Source organism: Streptomyces saintjeani, assembly GCF_055409605.1.
The window spans coordinates 8712983-8734605 of the sequence record NZ_CP189624.1 but is presented as its reverse complement, the minus strand read 5'-3'; the positions used below and the strand labels follow the sequence as shown (position 1 = coordinate 8734605).

Annotated in this window: 26 protein-coding genes and 2 pseudogenes; 11 read left to right on the top strand and 17 right to left on the bottom strand. The window is 67.2% G+C overall.

What is annotated here, in order from left to right:
- Positions 1–5 precede the first annotated feature (5 nt).
- From ACQCO7_RS39030 to ACQCO7_RS39020, 3 genes are all read right to left on the bottom strand, one after another.
- Complete coding sequence (locus ACQCO7_RS39030; RefSeq protein WP_464076248.1) at positions 6–602, bottom strand: SAF domain-containing protein; 597 nt, start codon at positions 600–602, stop codon at positions 6–8.
- Positions 603–781: 179 nt separating this feature from the next.
- Complete coding sequence (locus tag ACQCO7_RS39025) at positions 782–1552, bottom strand: hypothetical protein (protein WP_464076247.1); 771 nt, start codon at positions 1550–1552, stop codon at positions 782–784.
- A 227-nt stretch (positions 1553–1779) separates the two neighbouring features.
- Positions 1780–2310 carry a hypothetical protein gene (locus tag ACQCO7_RS39020; protein ID WP_464076246.1) on the bottom strand — a complete coding sequence of 177 codons (531 nt, stop codon included), beginning with the start codon at positions 2308–2310 and terminating at the stop codon, positions 1780–1782.
- A gap of 266 nt (positions 2311–2576) precedes the next feature.
- On the opposite strand from ACQCO7_RS39020, the gene ACQCO7_RS39015 reads away from it, so the two are divergent.
- On the top strand, positions 2577–2927 hold the full coding sequence (locus ACQCO7_RS39015) for a hypothetical protein (RefSeq protein WP_464076245.1): 351 nt from the start codon (positions 2577–2579) through the stop codon (positions 2925–2927).
- Between the two features lie 148 nt (positions 2928–3075).
- Here ACQCO7_RS39015 and ACQCO7_RS39010 read toward each other — a convergent pair whose 3' ends face one another.
- From ACQCO7_RS39010 to ACQCO7_RS38990, 5 genes and pseudogenes are all read right to left on the bottom strand, one after another.
- Positions 3076–3555 carry a winged helix-turn-helix transcriptional regulator gene (locus ACQCO7_RS39010; protein ID WP_464076244.1) on the bottom strand — a complete coding sequence of 160 codons (480 nt, stop codon included), beginning with the start codon at positions 3553–3555 and terminating at the stop codon, positions 3076–3078.
- Between the two features lie 361 nt (positions 3556–3916).
- Positions 3917–4222, bottom strand: coding sequence for a hypothetical protein (locus tag ACQCO7_RS39005; protein ID WP_464076243.1), 306 nt, complete (start codon positions 4220–4222; stop codon positions 3917–3919).
- Between the two features lie 241 nt (positions 4223–4463).
- Complete coding sequence (locus ACQCO7_RS39000; protein ID WP_464076242.1) at positions 4464–4826, bottom strand: transposase; 363 nt, start codon at positions 4824–4826, stop codon at positions 4464–4466.
- Positions 4827–4837: 11 nt separating this feature from the next.
- Positions 4838–4927: pseudogene (locus ACQCO7_RS38995) on the bottom strand (IS5/IS1182 family transposase); the annotation flags it as partial.
- A gap of 213 nt (positions 4928–5140) precedes the next feature.
- The gene (locus ACQCO7_RS38990; protein ID WP_464076241.1) at positions 5141–6172 is read right to left on the bottom strand and encodes a ParB/RepB/Spo0J family partition protein; all 1032 of its coding nucleotides are present in this window, start codon (positions 6170–6172) and stop codon (positions 5141–5143) included.
- Between the two features lie 513 nt (positions 6173–6685).
- Between ACQCO7_RS38990 and ACQCO7_RS38985 the strand changes: the two genes are divergently transcribed.
- The 7 genes from ACQCO7_RS38985 to ACQCO7_RS38955 all read left to right on the top strand — a co-directional run bounded on the left by ACQCO7_RS38985 (position 6686) and on the right by ACQCO7_RS38955 (position 12849).
- On the top strand, positions 6686–7294 hold the full coding sequence (locus tag ACQCO7_RS38985; RefSeq protein ID WP_464076240.1) for an XRE family transcriptional regulator: 609 nt from the start codon (positions 6686–6688) through the stop codon (positions 7292–7294).
- Positions 7295–7311: 17 nt separating this feature from the next.
- Positions 7312–7899, top strand: a complete 588-nt coding sequence (locus ACQCO7_RS38980; protein ID WP_464076239.1) for a toxin-antitoxin system, toxin component — start codon at positions 7312–7314, stop codon at positions 7897–7899.
- Between the two features lie 61 nt (positions 7900–7960).
- Positions 7961–9151: an MAB_1171c family putative transporter gene (locus ACQCO7_RS38975; protein ID WP_464076238.1), complete on the top strand. Its 1191-nt coding sequence runs from the start codon at positions 7961–7963 to the stop codon at positions 9149–9151.
- A gap of 59 nt (positions 9152–9210) precedes the next feature.
- Positions 9211–10572 carry an NAD(P)/FAD-dependent oxidoreductase gene (locus ACQCO7_RS38970; protein ID WP_464076237.1) on the top strand — a complete coding sequence of 454 codons (1362 nt, stop codon included), beginning with the start codon at positions 9211–9213 and terminating at the stop codon, positions 10570–10572.
- A 339-nt stretch (positions 10573–10911) separates the two neighbouring features.
- Entirely contained in the window at positions 10912–11568 is a 657-nt protein-coding gene (locus tag ACQCO7_RS38965) for an SAM-dependent methyltransferase (RefSeq protein WP_464077407.1), read from the top strand.
- A gap of 158 nt (positions 11569–11726) precedes the next feature.
- On the top strand, positions 11727–12197 hold the full coding sequence (locus tag ACQCO7_RS38960; protein WP_464076236.1) for a winged helix-turn-helix transcriptional regulator: 471 nt from the start codon (positions 11727–11729) through the stop codon (positions 12195–12197).
- Between the two features lie 250 nt (positions 12198–12447).
- Positions 12448–12849 (top strand): GNAT family N-acetyltransferase, encoded by a 402-nt coding sequence (locus ACQCO7_RS38955; RefSeq protein WP_464076235.1) that lies wholly within the window; start codon positions 12448–12450, stop codon positions 12847–12849.
- Positions 12850–12938: 89 nt separating this feature from the next.
- On the opposite strand, the pseudogene ACQCO7_RS38950 reads toward ACQCO7_RS38955, so the two are convergent.
- Positions 12939–13778, bottom strand: a pseudogene (locus tag ACQCO7_RS38950) (transposase family protein).
- Between the two features lie 62 nt (positions 13779–13840).
- The gene (locus ACQCO7_RS38945) at positions 13841–14293 is read right to left on the bottom strand and encodes a hypothetical protein (protein WP_464076234.1); all 453 of its coding nucleotides are present in this window, start codon (positions 14291–14293) and stop codon (positions 13841–13843) included.
- Between the two features lie 162 nt (positions 14294–14455).
- Between ACQCO7_RS38945 and ACQCO7_RS38940 the strand changes: the two genes are divergently transcribed.
- On the top strand, positions 14456–14647 hold the full coding sequence (locus ACQCO7_RS38940) for a GNAT family N-acetyltransferase (protein ID WP_464076233.1): 192 nt from the start codon (positions 14456–14458) through the stop codon (positions 14645–14647).
- Positions 14648–14777: 130 nt separating this feature from the next.
- Here ACQCO7_RS38940 and ACQCO7_RS38935 read toward each other — a convergent pair whose 3' ends face one another.
- The 3 genes from ACQCO7_RS38935 to galE all read right to left on the bottom strand — a co-directional run bounded on the left by ACQCO7_RS38935 (position 14778) and on the right by galE (position 17462).
- Complete coding sequence (locus ACQCO7_RS38935) at positions 14778–15149, bottom strand: NUDIX hydrolase (protein ID WP_464077406.1); 372 nt, start codon at positions 15147–15149, stop codon at positions 14778–14780.
- Positions 15150–15206: 57 nt separating this feature from the next.
- Positions 15207–16382 (bottom strand): radical SAM family protein, encoded by a 1176-nt coding sequence (locus ACQCO7_RS38930; RefSeq protein WP_464076232.1) that lies wholly within the window; start codon positions 16380–16382, stop codon positions 15207–15209.
- A gap of 78 nt (positions 16383–16460) precedes the next feature.
- Positions 16461–17462 (bottom strand): UDP-glucose 4-epimerase GalE, encoded by a 1002-nt coding sequence (gene galE, locus ACQCO7_RS38925; protein ID WP_464076231.1) that lies wholly within the window; start codon positions 17460–17462, stop codon positions 16461–16463.
- Between the two features lie 185 nt (positions 17463–17647).
- Between galE and ACQCO7_RS38920 the strand changes: the two genes are divergently transcribed.
- Complete coding sequence (locus tag ACQCO7_RS38920; RefSeq protein ID WP_464076230.1) at positions 17648–18250, top strand: TetR/AcrR family transcriptional regulator; 603 nt, start codon at positions 17648–17650, stop codon at positions 18248–18250.
- 311 nt (positions 18251–18561) lie between these two features.
- On the opposite strand, the gene ACQCO7_RS38915 is transcribed toward ACQCO7_RS38920, so the two are convergent.
- The 4 genes from ACQCO7_RS38915 to ACQCO7_RS38900 all read right to left on the bottom strand — a co-directional run bounded on the left by ACQCO7_RS38915 (position 18562) and on the right by ACQCO7_RS38900 (position 20713).
- A complete protein-coding gene (locus ACQCO7_RS38915) occupies positions 18562–18765 on the bottom strand; it encodes a CocE/NonD family hydrolase C-terminal non-catalytic domain-containing protein (RefSeq protein WP_464076229.1) in 204 nt (67 codons plus the stop codon).
- Between the two features lie 104 nt (positions 18766–18869).
- Positions 18870–19376, bottom strand: a complete 507-nt coding sequence (locus ACQCO7_RS38910; RefSeq protein WP_464076228.1) for an NUDIX hydrolase — start codon at positions 19374–19376, stop codon at positions 18870–18872.
- The gene (locus ACQCO7_RS38905; protein ID WP_464076227.1) at positions 19373–20221 is read right to left on the bottom strand and encodes a sugar phosphate nucleotidyltransferase; all 849 of its coding nucleotides are present in this window, start codon (positions 20219–20221) and stop codon (positions 19373–19375) included. The genes ACQCO7_RS38910 and ACQCO7_RS38905 overlap by 4 nt, the downstream gene beginning before the upstream one ends.
- 189 nt (positions 20222–20410) lie before the next feature.
- Positions 20411–20713: a hypothetical protein gene (locus tag ACQCO7_RS38900; protein ID WP_464076226.1), complete on the bottom strand. Its 303-nt coding sequence runs from the start codon at positions 20711–20713 to the stop codon at positions 20411–20413.
- Positions 20714–20827: 114 nt separating this feature from the next.
- On the opposite strand from ACQCO7_RS38900, the gene ACQCO7_RS38895 reads away from it, so the two are divergent.
- A complete protein-coding gene (locus tag ACQCO7_RS38895; RefSeq protein WP_464077405.1) occupies positions 20828–21451 on the top strand; it encodes a DUF2637 domain-containing protein in 624 nt (207 codons plus the stop codon).
- The last annotated feature ends 172 nt before the right edge of the window (positions 21452–21623 follow it).

Sequence of the window (21623 nt, the reverse complement as noted above, 5' to 3'; positions counted from 1 at the left end):
CAGGGTCACGGGCCATCTCCGTGTTCCATGACGACGCTCAGCTGCCCGGACGGCGCCGCCGCCACCTCGCGGGCGTCGGCCTGGAGCATCAGGAGGGACAGCACCGTGGACTGACCGGTGCCGTCACCGCGGACATCGGTCACCGTCGCGGACCAGGCCGTCGGCATCGAGGGCGTCGCGGTGTCCTCGGCGGGGACCATGACGACGCTCACCCGGCTGCCCGGCTGGACCCCGGGCGGGAACTGGCCCGCCTTCAGCCCGACCGCCGCGACCGCCTGCCCGGCAGGCGGGACGCTCGCCGTACCCAGCACGCTCTTCGTCAACGGGGTTCCGGCGGGCAGGCTGTAGGCCACCGGACGGCCCACCACCGCCGAGCGCGACCCCACGGGAACCAGCGCCAGCCCCTCGGACGCCACGTTCTCCTCCCGCAGATCCCTCCCCGACAGCACCTGGCCGACCGTCACCGGACGGGCCAGCACCAACACCGGCTCTTTCTCACCGGCCTGCGTCGCGACGGCCACACCACCCGCCGCGCAGCCCAGCACCAGCAGCACACCGACCAGGAGATAAGGCAGGCGCCGGGGGCGCGGAACGCCGCTCATGCGCGCCGAGGACCGACTGCGGCCAGCGGGCGGGCTTCCGCGTCCGGAGCCGACGGAGTGCGGGAACGTTCGAGTGTTCGCCAACGGGTGCCTCCCGGCACAGAACTCTCCCGAACCGGGAGAACCACGAATAGAAGGTGGCGTGCGCCGTCCATGGGTGACGCCACGAAGTGCGGCGGTCAGCCGCCGCTGCTGTTGAGGGCCTGGCTCTCCGCGACCCGGAACTCCGCGGTCGACGTGGTCGTCAGGCCGGGGAAGACACCGCTTTGCCCGGCACCGGACCAGGTCACCGTCCAGTCCACCGTCGCGGACACCGCGTACGCCTCACCCGGCTCACCAGCCGACGAGATGCGGTACGTGTAACCGCAGTCAGGGGAAGGGCTCTTCGAGTTCACGCTCTTGTCGTACGGCGTGCCGGGACCGTCGCACGTCACCGAGCCGCCGTCGCCGAGGTTCCACACGACCGACGTCGGCCTCGCCACGGCGGTCACCGACACCCCCGGCACCGACGCCGTCGCCGACACCGCGCCCCATGCCTGCCGGTCCAGCCACAACCACGTGGGCAGATGCACCAGTTGCTCCCCCACCGGGCTCGCCTCGATCCGCGGCGACGGCAACCGGAGCTGCTCACGCGCGACTTGAGCGAGTTGTGCGGGTGAAGGCAACGGCACGCCGCCGTCCTCCTGCGGGCCGTCGGGGATCCAGACCGGGGGCCGGTAGAGCGCGTCCCGTACGCCGCCCGCCGCGCACTTGTACACGTACCAGGCGCCTGGCTCCCCTGGCTTCGGATCCGCAACCTGCACGACGGGACGGTACGCAGCGGCCACCACTCCCCCACCGCCCGCCCCGCCTTCGTACAACGTCCGCACCACATCGGGCGGCGGCTCGAAGTCACTGCGCTCGTACGCACACTCGGCCAGATTCAGATCCGGGTCCGAGAACTTCGGCACCACCGGCCCCTCGTTGCCACCGTCGGTGGACGTACCGCCCGGACGGGAAGAACCCAGCCGTTCCGTCGGGGGATCCTCACGAGTCTCACCGCGTCCCGCCCCGAGTTCGCACCCGGAACTCGGCGCCTGGTGGCACTGAGTCAATCCCCACCCGTCGTCGGCGATCGCAGGCATCGTAGCTGTCCCCACCATGACCAGCGACAGTCCCGCCAACAGGGCCAACCGATTCAGCACGAACCCACCGCCTCGACCGCGAAACGGGAGACTTTCCATACTCCGCTGTACTTCTTTACCTCGGCCGTGATGGCGCGCCGGCCGCCGGGCTCGTCGTCCGCGAGTTCCCCGGTGTCCGCCCGGTACTTCAACCAGTTCGTCGAGTCACCGCAGTCGGAGACCATCACCGTCGTCGGGTTTTCCGCCGGCGACGTCGAGATCACCTTGGGGTAGTTCTTCGGCGCCCCCTTCGTCACCAGGCCGTTGCGGTGATCCGTGTAGACACTGCGGGAGATCATCGAGAGCGCGTCCCCCGTGGCGTACCGACCCAGACGCGGCGCCTTCCAGTCCGACGTCTTCGCCGCCTCGGCCATGTCCCGCCACATGCCCACGTACGCCGCCGACGCCCGTTCCCGCGCGACTTCCGCCAACGACACCGCGGGCGAGGAAACCGGAACCGACCCGGCGGGCGTCGTCTCCTCTCCGCCCGAGGAGGTCTCCCCCGCCGATGTGCAGCCGACGGCCAGCAACACCAGTGCTGCCATACCGACTTGACTCACAGACGTACGCGTCCCTAAGGCCGCCACAGTTCATCACCTCGCGAACGATGCGGATCGCCGTCCGACGTACCGGCGCCCCCACATGTACCGCGTGCTCCCGTTCACACTGCAAGGTGGGAACGGGAGCACGTCAGAAACTGGTCTCATTCGCGTGACTTTGGAACTCTTGTCCGTAGCCCCGAAACCCACCCTCAGATGCGACTTGTCCTGTTTGCTCATGCGACCAGTTCTCCGAACGAGTGAACCCGACCGTGAAGACGTCCACGGCGCACGCCGGGCCGCACGAAGATCACACCAACTTCGTGATCTCCGTAAGGGCCCGTCCATGCGCCCGCCTCGTAGGCCGCAGGCTCGCCACCACGCTCTGCTCCCTCCTCACCGCACTCCCCCCGGTCACTACCTACGCCACCGTTTTCGCGCCGGGCGCCGTGCACGCTCAGGAGAAGCAGCTCAAGTCGTGGGGCGACAACCGCTCGGGGCAGCTCGGCGACAGGACGTGGATCAACTTCCGCACTACGGCCACGACGGTGCTCGGGCTGACCAGTGCCGAGGTCGTGAAGATCGTCGCGCCGGTGGGCGGGGACTTCAGCCTCGCCAACTGAGGTTCCCCGGGCGGTCGATGGCACCGGACAGCCGCCCGCACTCTCGTACAACACCGATGACAAGCATCATCCGCCCCCTCGTCACCAGACAGCCAACTCCGGCACTACATCGCCCAGTTGACGGCAGTGGGGCCGTACGTGCGACCGTTCAGAACCCGTCCGGGTCAAGCAGGCCCCGTCTTCGGCGCACGATCACGAGAAGTTCCTCCTCATACCGGATCGCCCATTCCCCCACCGAGGCGAGGGCGTCCAGGAGTTCGTAGCCAGCCGGGGTGAGAGCGCAGCGGGCGGTGGAGGCGATCTGGCCGGAGCGGGGGAAGTGGACGACGAGACCGGCGTCGACGAGCCGGTGGAGGGTGTCCCAGAACATCTTCTCCGACAGGGAACGGTCCCCAGTGAGGTCGCGGTTGCGGTCGATGCCAGCGTTGACGGCCTCCGTGACGGAGGTCGGCCGCTGGGGGCCGTGGCTCAGTTGGACCAGGATGGCGAAGGCCCAGCGAGGACGAAGTACCCCGAGCGTCATCTCTGTTCTGCGCCAGTGCTCCTGCTCGGGGGTCAACGTCTTTTGGCTGGCGGGTGGTTCGTCGAGGTCGGCGCTGTCTTCGCAGCGCGCGTGCCAAGTGGTCACTCCGGTCTGTCGCCCATGCGGATATTGCGTACGTGGACCGCAGCAGTTCCTTGCTCGCCAGCGTCAACTCCTCCGCCTCGGAGCCGTTCCCGGTTTCGGCACCGGGACGTCGGACGAGCAGGAGTCCTTCCGCCTCCATCTGCCGGAGCCTGGTCAGGAAGACGCTCGGACGCAGAACGTACGCGCCCAGGAGTTCCGCGTCGCGCGCCACTCCTTCGTTGATGCAGCGCAGGAGTTGGCCACTGCGCAGCGGGCCCTCCAGAAGGGCGACGAGAACCGAGTAGGTCCACCGGTGCCGAAACAGTTCCAGAGCCATACCGATGCCCCGGAGTCTTCGCGTTTCCTTGTGCATCGAAGTCCGTTACTCAGCTGCGGTGTTCAACGTCGCCCAGACCCGCCAGCCGCTGATCCCGCTGTCCGGCAAGGTCGCGCGCGAGGACTGGGACACGGCTTCGACGAGCGTCAGCCCGCGGCCTCTTTCCTCGTGCGGCACAACGATTCGGCGGGTGGGGGCGGTCGGCTCCGTGCCGTGGTCCTCCACCTGGATCAGCACCCGGTTGCCGGAGGCTGCCAGTACGCAGGTGACGGTCCGGGTGCCGGTGTGGACGATGGTGTTGGTGAGTTCGGGAGGGGGAGTCCCCGAGATGGTGGCGTTGGGGAGAGCCACGGCTGGTTCCTAAGGGGCGTTGAGGTTCGGCCGTAGCCATGCGCTGCGTGAACGGCCCGATGTTCAGGGGTCCGTCGAAGACAGCGGGGCTCGTGGGGGGGGCACCGAAGAACAGGCGTGCACGACGTCGGCGAAAGGCCCGAGACCCGGCCTCCGGATGACGGAGTCACCTGTCGTCGGCTCACGGCCCCGGCATGCGGGCGCCGCGTGCCACGGAACACAGGCAGTTCCTGACGCACCGTCACCATGTCTCCCTCCCCCGCTTGTCGGCACGGAGTTTGACTGGGCGGCGCCGACGAGGTCCGCGCCGGGATTGGACGGCGGGTATGCCGCGGATCAGCGGCTTGAGGGCGCGGCTGTCGTGCGTGTTCGCGCCGGACACGGCGACGGCGAGTGGGAGGCCCTGGGCCTCGGACAGCATGTGCAGCTTGCTGCCCCTCTTGCCTCGATCGACCGGGTTCGGCCCGGTCAACAGGCCCCCCTTTCTCGCCCGCGCCGACGCGGCGTCCACGATCACCGAGGCCCAGTCGATCTCGCCCCGGGCACCGAGTTCGTCCAGGACCGCCCGGTGCAACCGGCGCCACAGGCCCGCCTCGGTCCACACAGTGAGCTTCTTCAGCGTTGCCGCTCCAGGGTGAGGACAGCCTTGGCGATTGACGTCATGCGGTTCGGACTGCATCGGGATCTGCGGAAGATCCGCCAAGCACACCCGCTGGCCAGCACGTACACCACAGCCGCAAACACGGCACGCTCATCCAGTGGCGCGATCCCACCGCTCCCCACGGACGGGAGTTGAACGACGGCAGCAACGGGGCAGCCAGTTCCCACAGACCGTCAGGAACCAGCCGCTGCGACAGATCGGCACCCGCGAAGAGACATCATGCCGCAGCTCGCATCATCACCACGTGAGACAACCTCTCAATCAGGGGCATCCGCACGGGGGACATGCGTCAGTGAAGTCCTGGTGTAACGCTGCTGAAGCGCGCTGGCTAACCTCTCCCATTCCTTGGCATATTGGCTCGCTACCTCAGCGACCGCCCCCACGCAATGCGGTGGGACGGCCTCCAGTAACTGCTCGCCCGCCGCCAACCCCCGAGCTTGTCCGTTGAGCCAGCGCAGCAGGGTGCGACCACTGTCCGTGAAGCGAAGCGCCGGATCTTTGGACAGGGTGTACATGAACCGCGCCTGGCTGGGAACGGGTTTGGGTGGCTGCTGTCTCGGTGCATGAGGAACCGACGTCAGGTGCCCCTGCTGCGGCGCCGTGCCCTTGTCCGATGCAGAGGTCTGGCCCCCCGGTGAGGGAGTGACCGACAGGGCTGGGGCCGACTTGTCCGGGAGCGGAGCAGTCAGGTCGGACAACAACGCCTGCCTCATGCGGTGCACGGTACTGATAGAGACGCCGGCCGCCTTTGCGACATCGCGCAGTGTGAGGTGGGGCTGCTCCAACAGCAGTGCCCGAACCTTCTCACGCTGCTCGGACATGTCGGTGGAACGTAACCTACCGTCTCTGCCGACGCGTGCGGTCGACGGTTTCGAGTGAGGAATTTCCTCACTCGAAACCCCCTTCCGTGCGGCCCCTACCGTCTTCGGCGACACCCCTGTGGCTACGGCGATGGCCCGGTCCGACCAGTGAGGATGGGAGGTGAGAATACGCGCTACGGCCGCTCTGCGATCCTTGGCGGTCAAAGGTAGACCGTGGCAGATATTGGCCTCGACTGACCTGATGAACAGATCGGCTGGCGAGCCCTCGACATAGCGGACCGCGATGTCACACTCTCCGCGCAGGATCGCAGCCTGTAATCGATGCATACCATCCACAACACGTCCGGTGTCCTCATCCACGAGGATCGGTTCAAAATCAGCGCTGCTCTCAGCGAGAGCTTGCACATGATCTTGAATCAGACCTGCTAGACGGGGCGAGTCTGCTGGCAGCAAGGATCCGACGGGCACCTTGTGGATTTTTGAATCTAAACTTTTTCCAGACAAAAGTCCCCCTACCTTTCACGCAGATGGCACCGATGCATGCACTGCAATCGCCATTACCGGCAGCCCCTGGCCCGATCCATGCATCAAGATCACTCGCACCGAAGGGACCAGGGAGCCGCACGGCAGGGCCCTTCGGCCGTCAGGGAACAGGCTGACAGGACTGCGACCGCCAGCCGCTCAGCGCTGCAAGCGGCGGACGTACACCTGGGGATATTGGCCCGACCATCGGCCGTGCACCCCTGGTTTGTGCGCAGCCGATGGCCGCAGGCGCATAGCAGCCACACGACAGCGTCGCGGCACTGGCTGTGGTGAACCGGCCGTCACGTCGCATCGCGATCCTGACAAGCAAGTCGCCGCCTGTCAATTGCGTTTGACGTCGATCACAAATACTCTAGATTCACCTCTGGTTGGAAGGCTCCCAGACCCGCTATGGTCTCGGGAATCACTGCGCTCGGCCCGACTTGTGGGAGACCCGTTGTGCGAGATCCCCGTGCATCCCTCGCTGAAACCCTGCGGCGCATCGACACCTGCCTGCAGCAGGTGGGCAAGTCGCGAGAGGACGTGCTCGACGCGGATGAACTCGCGCGCGAGACGGGGATTCCACCGGCATCCGTGGCGGCACTCCTAGCCCATCAGGAGGTGCCTGAAGAGGAGTTCAGCAACCGGATCCGCAGTCGGATTCTGCACCTGCGCGAGACGCGGCGCCGACCGGACGGTTCGGCCTTCTCGTACAGCGAGATCGGCGAGTCCTTCGGCTCGTCAGGGGCGGCAATCTCCGCGATTGTCCACAGCAAAGGCAAGAACGGGCCGCTGGCGATCACTCAGGCCGGGATCGAGAAGTTCTTCTTCGGCCAGGCCAACGGTTTCCTGTCGGCGGAGGCCGTCCCGGCTCTCAACGCCGCGCTGCAACCGGTGCTGGAGCGTCTGGAACATGAAACCGACCCTCTGGCCGAGGTGGTGTCGGCGTACCGCGATGTCCGCGGCGTCGCTCTCCGGCAGGCACGAGACCTACCGGAGGGACAATGGAAGGTTCTTCGCGCGACCCTGCAGGCTCTGCTTGAGGTCGACAACGAGGACGAAAAGTGAGTACAGGAGCGAGGGCGATGCGGCGCCTCAGTAACCAACTGCTCCTGAGTCTTGAGCCGCCCGATGACGACGAGGGTGTCATCCCCGCCATCGGCCGTGCCCTCAGGGACGTCCGCGGGCGGCCGGTCCGGCTACGCAGCTGGGCGTTCCCACCCACAACAGTCAGCGGAATGTGGATAGACCGGGACGGCCACGACGTGATCGCCTACGAGGAGAACACCGATCCCGAGCATCAGCTCGTCATCATCGGTCACGAGACATGGCACATGTTCCAGGGACACTGTGACAGTCACACCGCCCATGGCCCCGCCGCGTCGCGTGCCCTGAGCAAAGATGCGGCAACCGCCCTTAAGGACCTGGCAGCACTTGTCTCCGATGCCGATGGCGTCGCCCTTCCACAGAGGGAACGAACGGACGCCGTCCTCCACATCGCTGCACGCACCGACACTGCGTCTATGCACGACGAATTGGAGGCTGAGCACTTCGGCATCCGATTCGCCACCGACGTACAAGCAGCTCTGGCAGAGGCTCGTTCCTCCGCTGACTCAACAGCACTCGCCGGACGCATCCAGGCCGTTATGGCACACCGCTTCCGCCGGACATGACGAGACCAACAGCGCCTGTCGGCCGTCCGGCGATAGAACGCCCTGAGGAGGGGCACACGACGTGAGCCTGAACCAGCCGGGCAACTTAGCCTTCTACATCCCTGCGGGCCTGCTCCTGCTGACCGGTGCGGTGAAAATCTCCGCTCTGCTCCGAAGACGGCACGACCCGCTCCTGCGTTCGGTAAGCCTGCTGCTCTTCGCCGGTGTGGGCACCATGGTCTGCGCCGCCCCTGGCTCGATAGTCGGCATCAACCGGCTTACCGGCATAACCAACTTCGCCGCCCCTCTGGTCTACGCGATGATGAGCCTGTTCGCCGGGGCAAGCCTCGTACTGATTATCAACTGGCGTCCCGCCCCTCCCGAGCAGACCCGACGCGCGACCCGGCTGTGCATCACGACCTACCTCCTGTCCTGCACCGGCATCTTCATCCTGTTCTGGGCAGGGGACGCGCCCGTGGAGCAGCGCACCCTGTTCGACGCGTACTACGCCAACACGCCATACATCCGGGAGATGATTCTCCTCTATCTCCTCTCCTACGGCGGCGCAGCTGTGGCTACGAGCGTGCTGTGCTGGCGGTGGTCGAAGGAGGTCAGTGGGTCCCTGCGGGCGGGACTGAGCATCCTGGCACCCGCCTACCTCTTCGCCGCGTCCTATACCGTCGCCCGGCTCATCGCAGTAGCGGCCCGCTGGACGGATCATGACCTGGACTTCCTTGTCGACAAGGTCTCCGCCCACCTTGCCACCCCGACTGCGCTGTTCGGCACGATCGGTTTCGCCGTTCCCCTGGTCGGTCCCCGTGTGGCGGAGTTCACCAAGGATCTGCGGCAGTTGCGGCAGCTCGCCCCGCTGTGGCGGGAACTCCGGGAAGTCCCGCCGTCCGGAGCCGTCCGGACAACGCTCCCTTGGTGGCGGACCCAGCCGGCAGTGCTCCTGACCGCACGGAAGACGGCCATCTACGACGCGATTCTCGCTCTGACACCGTACGTCGACTCCACCGCGCGCGAACAGGTCTACCGTGCTGCACTCCGTCAAGGGGACAACGAACAGACCGCCCAGGCCACGGCCGACGCAGCCGCGATAGTCACCGCCGGGCAGAAACGCCGTACGGTCCGCGATCCGCAAGACCTCACACGTCACACCTCCGCGTGGCGCCCTCGTGACCTGATACCTGTCTCCCAGGCTCTCGCCTCTCCCGTCGTCAGCAGCTTCCGCCAGAACCCCCGTTCACCCGCAGAAAGCAGTTCGTCATGAGGGATGAGATGCGCCGGATACCCACGCGTGCCGTTATCGTCGGAGGAAGCGCTGCCGGCATGTTCGCAGCCGCCGCCGTGAAGGACCACGTCGACGCTGTTGAGATCGTTGAGGCCCACGACCTGCCCGCCGGGCCCGAACCACGCATCGGCGTCCCCCAAGCCGCACACATCAACCACCTGGTGTCCGGCGGCGCCGACGCAATCGACGAACTCCTCCCTGGCACGCTGGACCAGTTCTTGGCCGCGCGCGCAAACCGGGTGCCGATGACCACCAACATGGTCATCTACTCACCCGAAGGCTGGTACCGCCGATGGCAGCGCACTACGCACTACCTGATCGCAGCCAGCCGGGACCTCATCGACTTCGTCATCCGCCAGCAGGTTCTCAAAGACCCACGCGTGAGCGTCCACTCACACACCAAGGCCATCGCGCTACTCGGGGACAGCCGCAAGGTCACTGGTGTGCGCGTGCAGGACGCCGGGGGCGTGGAAACAGAGCTTGCCGCTGACCTCGTCATCGACGCCTCCGGCCGGGCCACTCGCGCCCCCCGGTGGCTCACCGAACTGGGGGTCACAGGCATTACCGAAGACCGCGTCGACTCCGGCCTTGCCTATGCCAGCCGCCTCTACCGCGCCCCCGTCCCCACCCGCGGCTGGCCCTACGTTGGCGTGCAGGCCGATCCACGCCTCCCGCACCCCAAGGCCGGCGGCATCGTACCGATCGAACACGATCGCTGGCAGGTCAGTCTCATGGGCGCCTCCGGTGGGCACCCGACCCGGGACGCCAACGACTTCGAACCCTTCGCGCGCACCCTGCGTCACCCGATAATCGCCGACCTCCTCGCCCACGCCGAGCCCCTCACCGGCGTCACCGTCACCCACAGCACCGCCAACAGGCGCTACTACTACGAACGGCTCAAGGCATGGCCCGAGGGTTTCGTCGCGCTGGGAGACTCCGTCGCCGTGTTCAACCCGGTCTACGGGCACGGCGTCTCGGTGGCCGCACAAGGCGCCGTCGCTCTGCGCAATCTTGTGGCATCCGTCGGTCTCACCACTGGGCTCGCACGCCGAGCCCAGCGAGCCATCGCCCGCCCCGTCAACGTCGCATGGACCCTCGCCATTGGAACGGACATCCACTTCCCCAACACCAAGGGAAAGACGCCGCACGTCGCCGATCGGCTCCTGAACCAGTACGTCAGACGACTGTCCCGCACCGCAATCGGCTCCTTCCACACGGCCACCGCCCTGACTGATGTGCTCACCCTCCAGACTCCACCCTCCTCCCTCGTCACACCCAGCGTTCTCCTGGCCGCACTCACGGGACCACGGCGCCCTCAACTCGACGGCCCGCAGTTCACTCCAGCAGAACTCCGTGCACTACGGGACAGCAAGCCCGCCTCCGCTGCCTCCACCAAATAGAAGCCGCTGGTCCGCGGCATACTCGCCATCCGCTCCCGGCGCGGACCTCGTCGGCGCCGCCCGGTCAAACTCCGTGCCGGCAAGGCGTACTTCTCCGCCGGCCACCTCTCCTGGCTGCGTGAACGGAGATTTGTCCCGCGCATCGCCCGGTCGGGAATTAAGTCCGGCGAATGCCTCGGCCGGCACCGCTGGAAGAACGAGAGGTCGATCGCCCGGCTCTTCGGCTACCGACGGCTCACCGTCCGATACGAACGAAAAGACTCCCAATTTCTCGCCTTCCTCGGACTGACCGCCGCACTCACCTGCTACAAGAAACTCACCACATGAGACAGCCCCTGAATCCCTCGCGCCAAGAAAATCGCGCGATCCAACCGCGAGTTCATGCACCGGACTGCCCGGCACCTCAACGGTCTGGGCATCACCCAGTTCCTCGACATCGGCACCGGCATCCCCACCGAGCCCAACCTCCACCAGATCGTCCAACAGACCAACCCCGCCGCCCGCATCGTGTACGTGGACAACGACCCCATCGTCCTCCGCCACGCCCAAGGACTCCTCCACGGAACGCCCGAAGGGCATCTCACTTACCTGCACGCCGACGTCCGCGAGCCCGCGCAGATTCTCGCGTACGCACGAGAGCACTGGGACTTCACTCAGCCGATCGGGCTCTCCCTCATTGCGCTCTTGCACTTCGTCATCGACGACCAGCAGCCGTACAAGATCGTCGAAAAGCTACTGGAGCCCCTGGTTCCTGGAAGCCACCTGATGCTGTCCCACGGCATCATCGAGGCCCCCGAGATCGTGAAGCGGGTCGATGCTCTCTACTGCGGCGGCACCTCGGTCAGAGCAAGATCGTTCGAGGGGATCACCCTGTTCTTCCGGGGACTTGAGGTCTGCGACCCCGGCATCGTGCCCTCCACCCAGTGGCGCCCCGATGACACGATGACCGTCCACTACGAACCCGCGGTCTACGCGGATGTCGCCCGCAAGCCCTGAAGATCGACAAGATCACTCACTTTGAAGTGACGTCGACACGGTGGTGTACCCCAGTGGCACATGCACCGCCGCCGCGGCTGCCGATCTTTCGCTGGGGCCGTCACCATCACCTCGGCCGTCGCGGCACTGCTCCATTCCCTCTTCCCGAAGGAAGTTGCGTGTCGAACCACGAAATGCGATGGAGACCATGCGCATCAGACGACTGCCCAACACAGTTGGGCCTGCCGTCACCCCATGATGATGTCTTCTTGCAAGGGCTCCACGACGTCCGCCATATCATCAGCGGCGAATGGACCTGGGACATTCTCGTCGCCCTCTACGACGGGCCGCTCGGCTTCACCCGTCTGCGGGACACCATCCGCGAACTGAACCGCGCAACGAAGTGGCCCGGAATAAAACATCTCCACCTTCGAGACGGCCCACTGATCCGCACGCTCAGACGACTTGAGCAAGCCGAACTCGTCCAGCACACCCGAGAATCCGTTTTCCCCCGCCCCGCCACCTACGAACTCTCCCCACCCGCGCGAGAACTCCTCGCCTCCGCAACCTCATTGGTCCTCTGGGCCGAGGCGCATTCGGATCTACTCGACCGGGTCCGCCAACGACGAGAGGAGAAAAACCCCGACTGACCCGATTGGACGCTGCGGAGAGCGACGCCGCAGGCGGAAAGAGCCGGCCCCTCCTACGACCACGTACAGAGAGGCCGGCACCCCGCCCTACCGGAGACCAAAGATGGACGCTTAAGCGCTCTGACGCCACTACCCTCTGGCGGAGGTTCCCCGGGGCGAGTTGAGTCCGGCAATGCGCCAACCCCGCAGGCTCGGCAGCCTGCCGAATAACAGCTGGGCCCGCTGCAAGCCCGGCGGGCATCATGGCGAGATGCCTGAGCTGATCGATCCGACAACCGACCTGCGGACGTCGTTCCTGGCGGCGGTGGCCGAGTTCCGCACCGATCACGACTACCCAACCCCCTGGTTCGTCAACGACGTTGACCCGCCCGCCCTGGCCGACTCCACGGCCTTTGCCTCCTACGTGACCCGCGTGCTGAGCGAACGAGACGAAGCAGCCGGGCGACCCGACTGGTTCGTGCCGATGACCACACTGTGGTGGGTCAAGAGGGACCAGATGCTGGGCAGACTGGCCATCCGCCACCGGCTGACGCCGCCATTGGAGAAGACCGGCGGCCACATCGGCTACGACGTGCGGCCCAGCTCCCGCCGACAGGGACACGCCACCGCGATGCTCGCCGCAGCACTGCCCATTGAGCAGTGTGCATCGTGAAAACTGCACGTCAGGTGGGCTGGTGTGCGTAGGTGTCGGGATGCTCGGCCAGGTCCGGGGCGGTAGTCCAGCGGCAAGATCATCGGTCATCAGCGGGCGACTTCCTGGTTTGACAGCACCAGCAGGGCCCGCACCAGCGCGGTCGCCCACTTCGGATCCGTGCGGACCTTGCCCAGGACACGCCAGTTCTTCAGGTCGCCGAAGCTGTGCTCGACCGGGGCGCGGACCGCGGCCAGTGCCTTGTTGGACAGCTTTTGGCCGCGGGTGAGGGGCCGGTTCCGGGCGGCCTTGTAGCCGGTGATCACCGCCGGGTCGGTGTCCGGGCCGCTGTCGTCGAGGCCGACGAAGCCCAGGTCGGCGATGGCTCCGAGGCCGGCGGCCCGCAGGTGGGCGGTGAGCTTGTCGTGACGGCAGGCGGTGATCTCCGAGGTGCGTCCGGGACGTGCGGCGGAGAGCCAGATCAGCCGCCCTTTGTCGTCGGTGAGCGCAATCACGAGCAGGCCGTGGCATTTGTGCTTGCCGGAATAGTTCTTCCGGTTCGCTGTCCCGGTGCGGCGCCGGGTGCGTATCAGGGAACCGTCCAGCAGTACGACTCCGCCACCCTTTCGGGCGATCTTCTTCAGCGCGCGGTCCAGGCGTGGGGCGCGGGCGGCGAGCAGGCCGACGACTTCCCGCACTCAGCGGGTGACGGTGGTGCGGTGGATGCCGTTGCCGCCTGCCAGGTCGCCGGGCCGCTGGTCACAGCGCAGCACCGCCAGGACGATGCCGGCGATCTTCCCCGCGGGCAGGGCCCGCCACCTGGAGCCGATCTTCTTGAAGTGGCCGCGTATCAGGTCGGCGAGCCAGTTCAGGGTGGCGCTCGACAGGGGCAGGCGGGCGGTGTAGACAAGGCTGTCAGGGCCCTCGACGGGATGGTTGTTTTTCTTCACACAAACTCAACTGCCGTCGGGGGCCCGCTGGTTACGCCCTCTTGCCGCCAGGTCCGCAGCTGCTAAAGGCGTGCGGTGAACTTCCCGTCGGGCCGTTTGTGCAGCCATCCACGGTCGGCGAGCTTGGTCATCTTCGCCCGCAGCGGCTCCAGCTTCCCGCGCACCCCCACCTCAAGCCCCAGCTCCTCACCCACCGCCTTGACCTGCACCGGGCCTCCGGCGGTCCGCACGATCGCCAGGATCCGGCGGTAGTCGGCGGGCAGCGCGGCCTCGTCGTCCGTCTCACCGCGGTGCGGGATCAGCAGCACCGCCCGCCCGGCCACCTGCGCTTTCATCGGAGCCGCCCCGGCTGCCTCCGTGTCGGCCCGGTCCTGTTCGGCCAGGCGGCGCAGGACCCGCTCAGCGATCCCCAGCTCTTCCCGCTCGGCCTCGATCTCCCCAAGCCGCTTGGCCAACTCCTCGGCGAGCGCGTCCAATTCGCTCCTTCGAGCCGTGATCCGCTCCAGCTCGGACATCCCCGCACCCTCCCCACGATCCACGGCGTATCGACACGGTTACGGATCGTAGGCGGCCCGCTCGCGCAAGCGCAGCAGAACCAGAGAACCCTCCCGGCCGACCGGTCAGACGATCTTCACCGTGGACACCCGCCAGCGACCAGCCCGAGTACCTCGAACCCCGTGCACACCAGCCCACCTGACGTGCAGTTTTCACGATGCACACTGCTCATTGCTCGTTCGCTCGGCATCACGCAGGCCCTCCTGACTGTCGACGAGACGAACATCGCTTCCCGGCGCGTGATCGAAACGAACGGGGGCCGGTTCATCGACACCGTCAGCGAGAAATGCCGCTACTGGGTGCCGACATCCTGAGCTACCGGTCTACCGGGCCACCGCTGATCACTACCGAATCAGGCCCGGGCTGCGAAGCCACGACCCGGGTAATCACGTGACCGTCCGCACCCTCCGCCCCGGTGAGAACAGCGGTCAGTTCGCCCCGGCGTCAGTCCAGGCGCGAGCCGACGACGCAATCGGGTGGTGCGAACAGGGAGTTGTTCCACGACTGTGCCACCCTCGTGCCACTGGCTCGGGTGGTCTGAGCCGGAACCACATCTGGTGCAAGGGCCCCGCTGTATGTATCCAGGGCTGAAGGTCGCGATACAAACTGGTGCTCCGCCGTCCCCTGAGGTGAGGCAAGGACGGTGGGCCCCTGACCCCACCAGTGAGGGGTGTCAGGGTCTGTCGGCGAGTTGAACGAGGCCAGGTCGAAGTCTTCTTTGAGTTCGCGGGCGAGTGCGTCGGGGACGAGTTCGTCGTCGTGGACGAGGCCGCCGGGGAGGGAGTGCTGGTCGCCGTCGGGGCGTTGGCGGTGGATGAGGCAGCCTTCTGCTGATCTTGTCCGTCCGGTCCGCTTCCACAGAACTTGGCTCTGCTACGAGTTCACGGCCGGCGGCTGTTGCTGTGGGTGAGCCTCGACGATAAGGGTCCGGCTCCCGTTGAAGCGGCTGGTCCAGTAAGGGTCTTGGGGACGGCGTTGCGCATGGACGGTGATCTGGAGGACCTGGCTGGTGTTGAGGCAGACGCGGCGGTCGACGGGTTCGTCGATGGTGAGAGTCCTGTTCTCTGGGTCCCAGCGGTACGGGATGCCCTGGTGGCCGAGTTTCGCCAGGTGCCGGGTGATGGCGTTCTCGGTGACGGGAGGGATGGTGCAGGCGGCGGCGGTGCACAGAGTTCGTTGTGCGGTGGGGCAGTGGTTGACGTGTCGGCAGGTGGGTGTGTCGAGGACGCGGAAGCGGTCGGGCTGGTGCAGGACGTGGGCGAGGGCGCAGGAGTTGGTCTGGTAGATGGGGTGGTCGGCGTAGCGGGTGGGGATGTTGCGGAGGGCTTCCCAGTCGGCGTCGGGCCAGATGGAGTCGGCGCTTTCGGGGTCGAGGCCGGGGTGGGCGAGGGCGGGCCAGAGTTCCTCCATCTGTTGGCGGGAGCCGGGCGGGACTTTGAGGCCGATCGACACCGAGCAGTCGGCGTAGCGGGTGACGAGGTCGAGGACGGTCTCGATGTTCTGGGGGGTGGAGTTTTCCGGGAGGGCGGGCCGCCAGTAGTGGACGATGGGGATGCGGGCGGCGTGGAGGCGGGCGAAGTTGGCGCGCAGGGCCTGGTGGTCGATGCCTTGTTCGGTGGTGGGGCCGAGTCCGGAGTACGAGAGATAGACGATGGCGCGCTGGCCGTGGGTGTCCCGGTTGCGGACGATGGAGTTGAGGACGTCGTCGGTGACAGCGCACTTGGTGATCATCACCAGGGGGTTGGGGACGCCGGCAGTCGCGAGGGCGTCGAGGAGGCGGATGAGGTGGCGGCGGTTGGGCGGTGTGGCGAGGGCATCGGTGCAGGTGTAGAGGGCGACGGCGGCGTCGGGGTGGTAGTAGGGGCTGGTGAGAAGTTGGCGTACGGCGTCGTCGGCGTCGGCCAGTTCGGTGGGGCGGACGCGGGTGAGGCCCCGGTCCTTGAGGAAGCAGTAGGTGCACGCTTTGGGGCAGCCTTGCCGGGGGTTGAGGGCGAGCCAGCTCTCGTGCTGGTCGACGACGGGTTCGAAGGCGGGTTGGGTGAGCTGCACGGTCGGTCCTCCTGAAAATGGAAAAGGGGAGGGGCAGGGACGTGCTGTCCCGGACCCTCCCCTGGTGGATGTGTCGGCTCAGTCGGCGGTGCCGATCACGTCGTCGCGCCGCTCGTACCAGCGCAGGGAATCGCGGATGCCGTCCTCCAGGGACAACTGCGGCTTCCAGTCGAGGAGTTCGCGGGCGAGGTGGCTGCGGGTGTAGGCGCCGGCGGCGTCGCCGGGGCGGGGTCCGGTCTCGGTGACGGGCAGGGCGCGGCCGGTGACCGTCTCGAAGGCGGCGATGAGTTCGCGGACGGTGGTGCCGTCGCCGGTGCCGAGGTTGATGACCCGGTAGGGGTCGGGGCGGGTGACGTCGTCGAAGCGGCGTACGGCCCTGATGTGGGCGGCGGCCAGGTCCCAGATGTGGATGTAGTCGCGGATCCCGGAGCCGTCCCTGGTCGGCCAGTCGGTGCCGGTGATCGTGAACGCGTCGCCGGTGTGGTGGACGTCGATCATCTTGCCCAGCGCGTGGGTGGGCTTGCGGATCTGGAGGCCGGAGCGCAGCTCGGGGTCGGCGCCGATGGGGTTGAAGTAGCGCAGGGAGACGACCTTGAGGACGCCGGAGTCGGCGATGTCCTTGAGGATGGTCTCGAAGACGGCTTTGGTGCGGGCGTAGGGGCTGAGGGTCTCGACGGGAGAGTGTTCGTCGACGGTGAAGGTGGCGGGGTCGGACCGGTAGATCGACGCCGAGGAGCTGAACAGGAGCCTCGTACAGCCGTTGCGGACGAGGTGTCCGAGGAACTCGATGCCCTTGGCGACGTTCTCCCGGTAGTAGCCGAGCGGGTCGGCGACCGAGTCGGGTACGACGATCAGGGCAGCGCAGTCGATCACCGCGTGCAGGTCGGGGTGTTCGGAGAAGATCCGGTCGATCAGGTCGCCGTCGGCGATGTCGCCCTCGTAGAAGACACGGCCCTCGGTGAACTCCCGGCGTCCGGTGGCGAGGTTGTCCAGGACCACTGGCTGGATGCCGTTGTCGAGGCACGCGGAGGCGATCGTGCTGCCGATGAATCCGGCACCGCCGGCGATGAGGATCTTCACAGGGTTCCTTGTTCGGATAGGGGTGGGTGGGTTCCGCCTGTGGTGTCGCGAGGACGGCCGGCGGGAGCGCCCTGGCCGGGCTGGTCGCCGGGCACTGTAGCGTCATCGACGCTCCCGCACGGTCGGTGACGGCTCGTCAGGGTGACGGTCGGCTGCGCAGCGGAAACCGGTGCTGTAGTTGCTGTATGCGGGGTGGGCGGAGATGCGTTCCGCGCACCGGGACTGCCACCCAGGCGGGCCTCGACCTGTTCGGCACGGCCGGATACGCCTCGGTCTCCGTCAAGCAGGTGTGCTCGCACGCCGGGCTGACCGAGCGCTACTTCTACGAGTCGTTCCGCGACCGCGAGGACCTGCTCGCCGGGGTCTACAACGAGCTGGTCGCCACGATCATCGCCGACACCGCGCAGGCCGCAGCCGCTACCTCCCCCGATGTCGACGCCCAGCTGCGCGCCGGCCTCGATGTGTTCATCCGCGCACTGGCCGGCGACGCCCGTATTGCCCGCCTGGTGCTCATCGAGGTCGTCGGCGCCAGCCCCCGCCTCGAAATACGGCGCCGTGAGGTCCTGCACGAATTCGCCGCGATGGTCGCCAGCGTCGTCGGACCGCTCCCCGGCCCGGAAGCCAGCTCCAGCAGGCTCACCATGACCGCGATCAGTCTGGTCAGCGGAGTCAACGAACTCCTCGTGGACTGGACGCTCGGCCACCAGAACGCCACCATCGAAGAACTGATCGACCTGTGCCACACCCTCTACACAGCGGCCTACCGAGCCGTCAGCGATCAGCCCTGATCACACAGGCCCGGATTCCTTCAGGAGCTACAGACCGCCGAGTGCGCCGGGCCGGTGAGCGGAAGGCGTGGGCTGCCGTCCGGTGTAGAAATCGGCGGGCTCCTCGCGGGACGGCGGCACCATGGCCTTCAAGGCCGGCGCCGGCCACCTTCTTCGGCTTTGTCGAGCCACTCCAGCCCGCGTTCGCGGCGTCGCTGACCCATGCCTTAGCCCACTCGGGGTCCTGCCCACCGGTGCAACGCATCGTCCAGGTCTCCGCCGGCTCTTGTCAGGCCGGGACCACGGGCAGACCGGTCGCGGTCGTGGAAGACCTACTTGCAGGCCCCCGGGCCGTGGTCGCGCTCTGCTCGGGTTCGCCCGTGTTGAGGTTGTGGTCCCAGCGCGGGGAAGTTGCTGGAGGCGACCTGGACTCGTATCCGGTGCCCGGCCCGGAAGACGATGCTGGTCGACCAGAGGTCCACGACACGCTCGTGCCACCACGCCCGGCGTCGCGGCGCGCACCCGCACGATGCCATCGGTCACGTTGCGAGAGACGCCCTTCTCGTCGCGTCACACAGGGGCCCCAGTCGATCCGGCACTGTGTTTGCAGAGCTGGAACTGCCGAGTTGACCTTGTGACGTTACCTCCAGCTGTATGTGCGGTCGGTGATGGGCGGTAGGAGTACTGGGGTGTTCGAGGACGTCAGCGAGGCGAGGGCTGGTGCGGCTGCGGGGTAGAGGTGCAGACGGGTAGCCCGGTCGAGGTCGGTCCAGACGATGCGGGTGTGGTCATCGGCGTCTTGTTCGGTGGTGGCGAGGGTGTGGCGGGTGTGGGGTGGCAGGTGGAGTACGTGGATGAGGTGGAGTCGGCGGAAGGGCGTGGTGGTGTTGGGGCGGGTGGTGATCTGGTCCTGGATCCAGCGGAGTTCGGGTTGCCGGGGCAGGGTGGTGAGGTCGAGGTCGAGTTCTTCTTTGAGTTCGCGGGCGAGTGCGTCGGGGACGAGTTCGTCGTCGTGGACGAGGCCGCCGGGGAGGGAGTGCTGGTCGCCGTCGGGGCGTTGGCGGTGGATGAGGCAGATCTGGTCGCCGTCGAGGATGGCGGCGCAGGCTCGTACGGTGATGGCGGTGGACGGTGTGCTGGTGTTCATGGTGTCGGGTTCTGGGTGGTGAGGGTGTGGGCGGCGTTGTTGGCGGCGAGCCATCCGGTGGGGTTGCCGCAGTCGAAGTAGCGGCCGGTGACGGGGTGGATGAGGAGGTCGTGGTCGCGGGCGAAGGCGGTGATGGCGTCGGTGGCCTGGTACTCGCCGTTGGCTGCGGGGGTGAGTTTTTCGAAGTAGGGGACGGCGGTGCTGGGGAGCAGGGTGCGGCTGATGTTGATGTAGGCGGTGGGCTGCCGGTAGTCGGCCGGTTTTTCGCGGAGGTGGTCGAGGAGTTGGTGGCCGTCGGGGGCGGTGCGGGGGTGGAGGATGCCGTAGCGGTGGGCCTGATGTCCCGGGACGGTGGCAGCGGCGATCGCGGCGGGGGCGGCTGCGGCGGTGCGGGCGGCGGCGAGGTCGGCGAGATCGGAGCCCGCGTCGTCACGCAGGAGGAGGTCGTCGCCGGCGACGAGGAAGAAGTCGTGGCCGGTGACGAAGTCGGCGGCGAGGATCGCGGGAAGCGCGGTGCCGTATCGGTCGGTGTCGCGGGGCTGTTCGATGAAGGTGAACTCGGCCTGGTCGTGAAGGTGTTCGAGGGGCCGGTACTTCTCCTGCCAGCTGCGGGCGGTGTAGTACTCGCGCAGGTCGTGGTCCTCGGTGAGGTAGTGGCGGACCTGCCGGCCGGTTTCCCCTTCTGCGGTGACGACGGCGATCTCGCGTACGCCCGCGGCGATGCAGTCGGCGATCGCGTAGGCGAGGACCGGCTGGTCCAGGATCGGCAGCATGCACTTGTTGATGGTCTTGGCCACGGGGTAGAAACGGCTCCCCAGGCCCGCGACGGCGATCACGGCCCTCACGTAGTACCTCCGGCAGGGCTTGCGCGGGCCCGGCCGCAGAAGTGTCGGCGGTGGCCCGGCTGACGTAGGCGTGCCAGTCTACGCACGGCGGCAGGTACGCGAGGGGACCTTGGAACGGGTAGCCGCAGGACGTCGAGCGGCGGGCCGGCACGTGGTAGGGAGCGTGGCGGCCCGCCGTCGGGTAGGGGGTCAGTGTCGTGTGGGGGTGATCGGCAGGCTGTCGCCGTGGCGGGCGGCGGCCAGGGAGCCTGCGGCCTGGATCTTGTTCCAGACGGGGGTTTTGTGGTGCGCGTTGGTGAGGCCGTGGCGCAGGGCTTGTTCGTGGACGGTCCGCAGCATGGCGTCGTAGTCGCGTGGGGTTGTGGCTGGTGCGTCGGTCCAGCGGTGGAGGGCGGCGACGCCGACGTCGGTCACGGTGTGTCCGGCGGCGGTGAGGGCGGCGAGGAGTTCGGTGTCGAAGGACAGGCCGTGATCGGTGACTTGGGGCAGCACGGCGTGCAGGGCGGGACGCGGGGCAGAAGGTTGGCGGTCTGAGCTGGGGGTTTCCTCGGGGAAGCTGGTTCTTGAGGGGAGCTTTTGTCCGACGGCGCGAGGGAGGGCCGGGCGGTGAGGCGGCCTGTTGCTCGTTCGGTCGGCGAGGTGGAGGTGTGGGTTCGCCGGGTGGGAGCGGCAGTTGTGGCTGGGGTCGCGGCGTATGCCTCGTATGTTCATCAGCGGGAGTTCGCGTTGCAGGGTGGGGCGGATTCGGTGAGCGCGAACTTGTGGCCGTTGTCGGTGGACGGGTTGTTGTTGTCGGCGACGGCGGGGATGTTGAAGCAGCCTGCGGACGGTCCTCGGCGTGCTCGGTATGTGGTGCGGGCGGCTTTTCTGCTGGGGATCGGGGTGTCGTTGGCGGCGAATGTAGCTGCTGCGCCTGATCTGGCGTGGAAGCCGGTGTTGGTGGCGGGGTGGCCTCCGGTGGCGTTGTTGCTGGCGGTGGAGTTGCTGGGGCATCGCGCGGAGAGGCAGGCCAGCGAGGGCGAGGTTGGGGAGGGGCCATCTGTCGAAGACGTGGAGGGGGCTGATCCATTGCTTGCCGAGGCGAGGCAGGTGGATGCTCGGCATTGGGAGTTGTATCAGCGGCCGGTGTCGGCGGAGTCGTTGCGCAAGGAACTGCGTGTGGGTGCGGGGAGGGCAAGGGAACTGGTGGCTATGGTGCGGGCGGGCCACAACGGCAAAGCTCCAGACTGACCCTTCAGTCGGAGGTGGCTCCCACTGCTGTAGATCGTGCCATGCCAGGCAAGCCGCGTGGTCTCCGAGACGGATGAGACGGACTACTGGGATTCGGAAAGAATCTACTTCGCTATGAACGCCTCACCGTCGTCGCGGACGGTGCCGATCTACAGCTGTGTCCGGATCTATC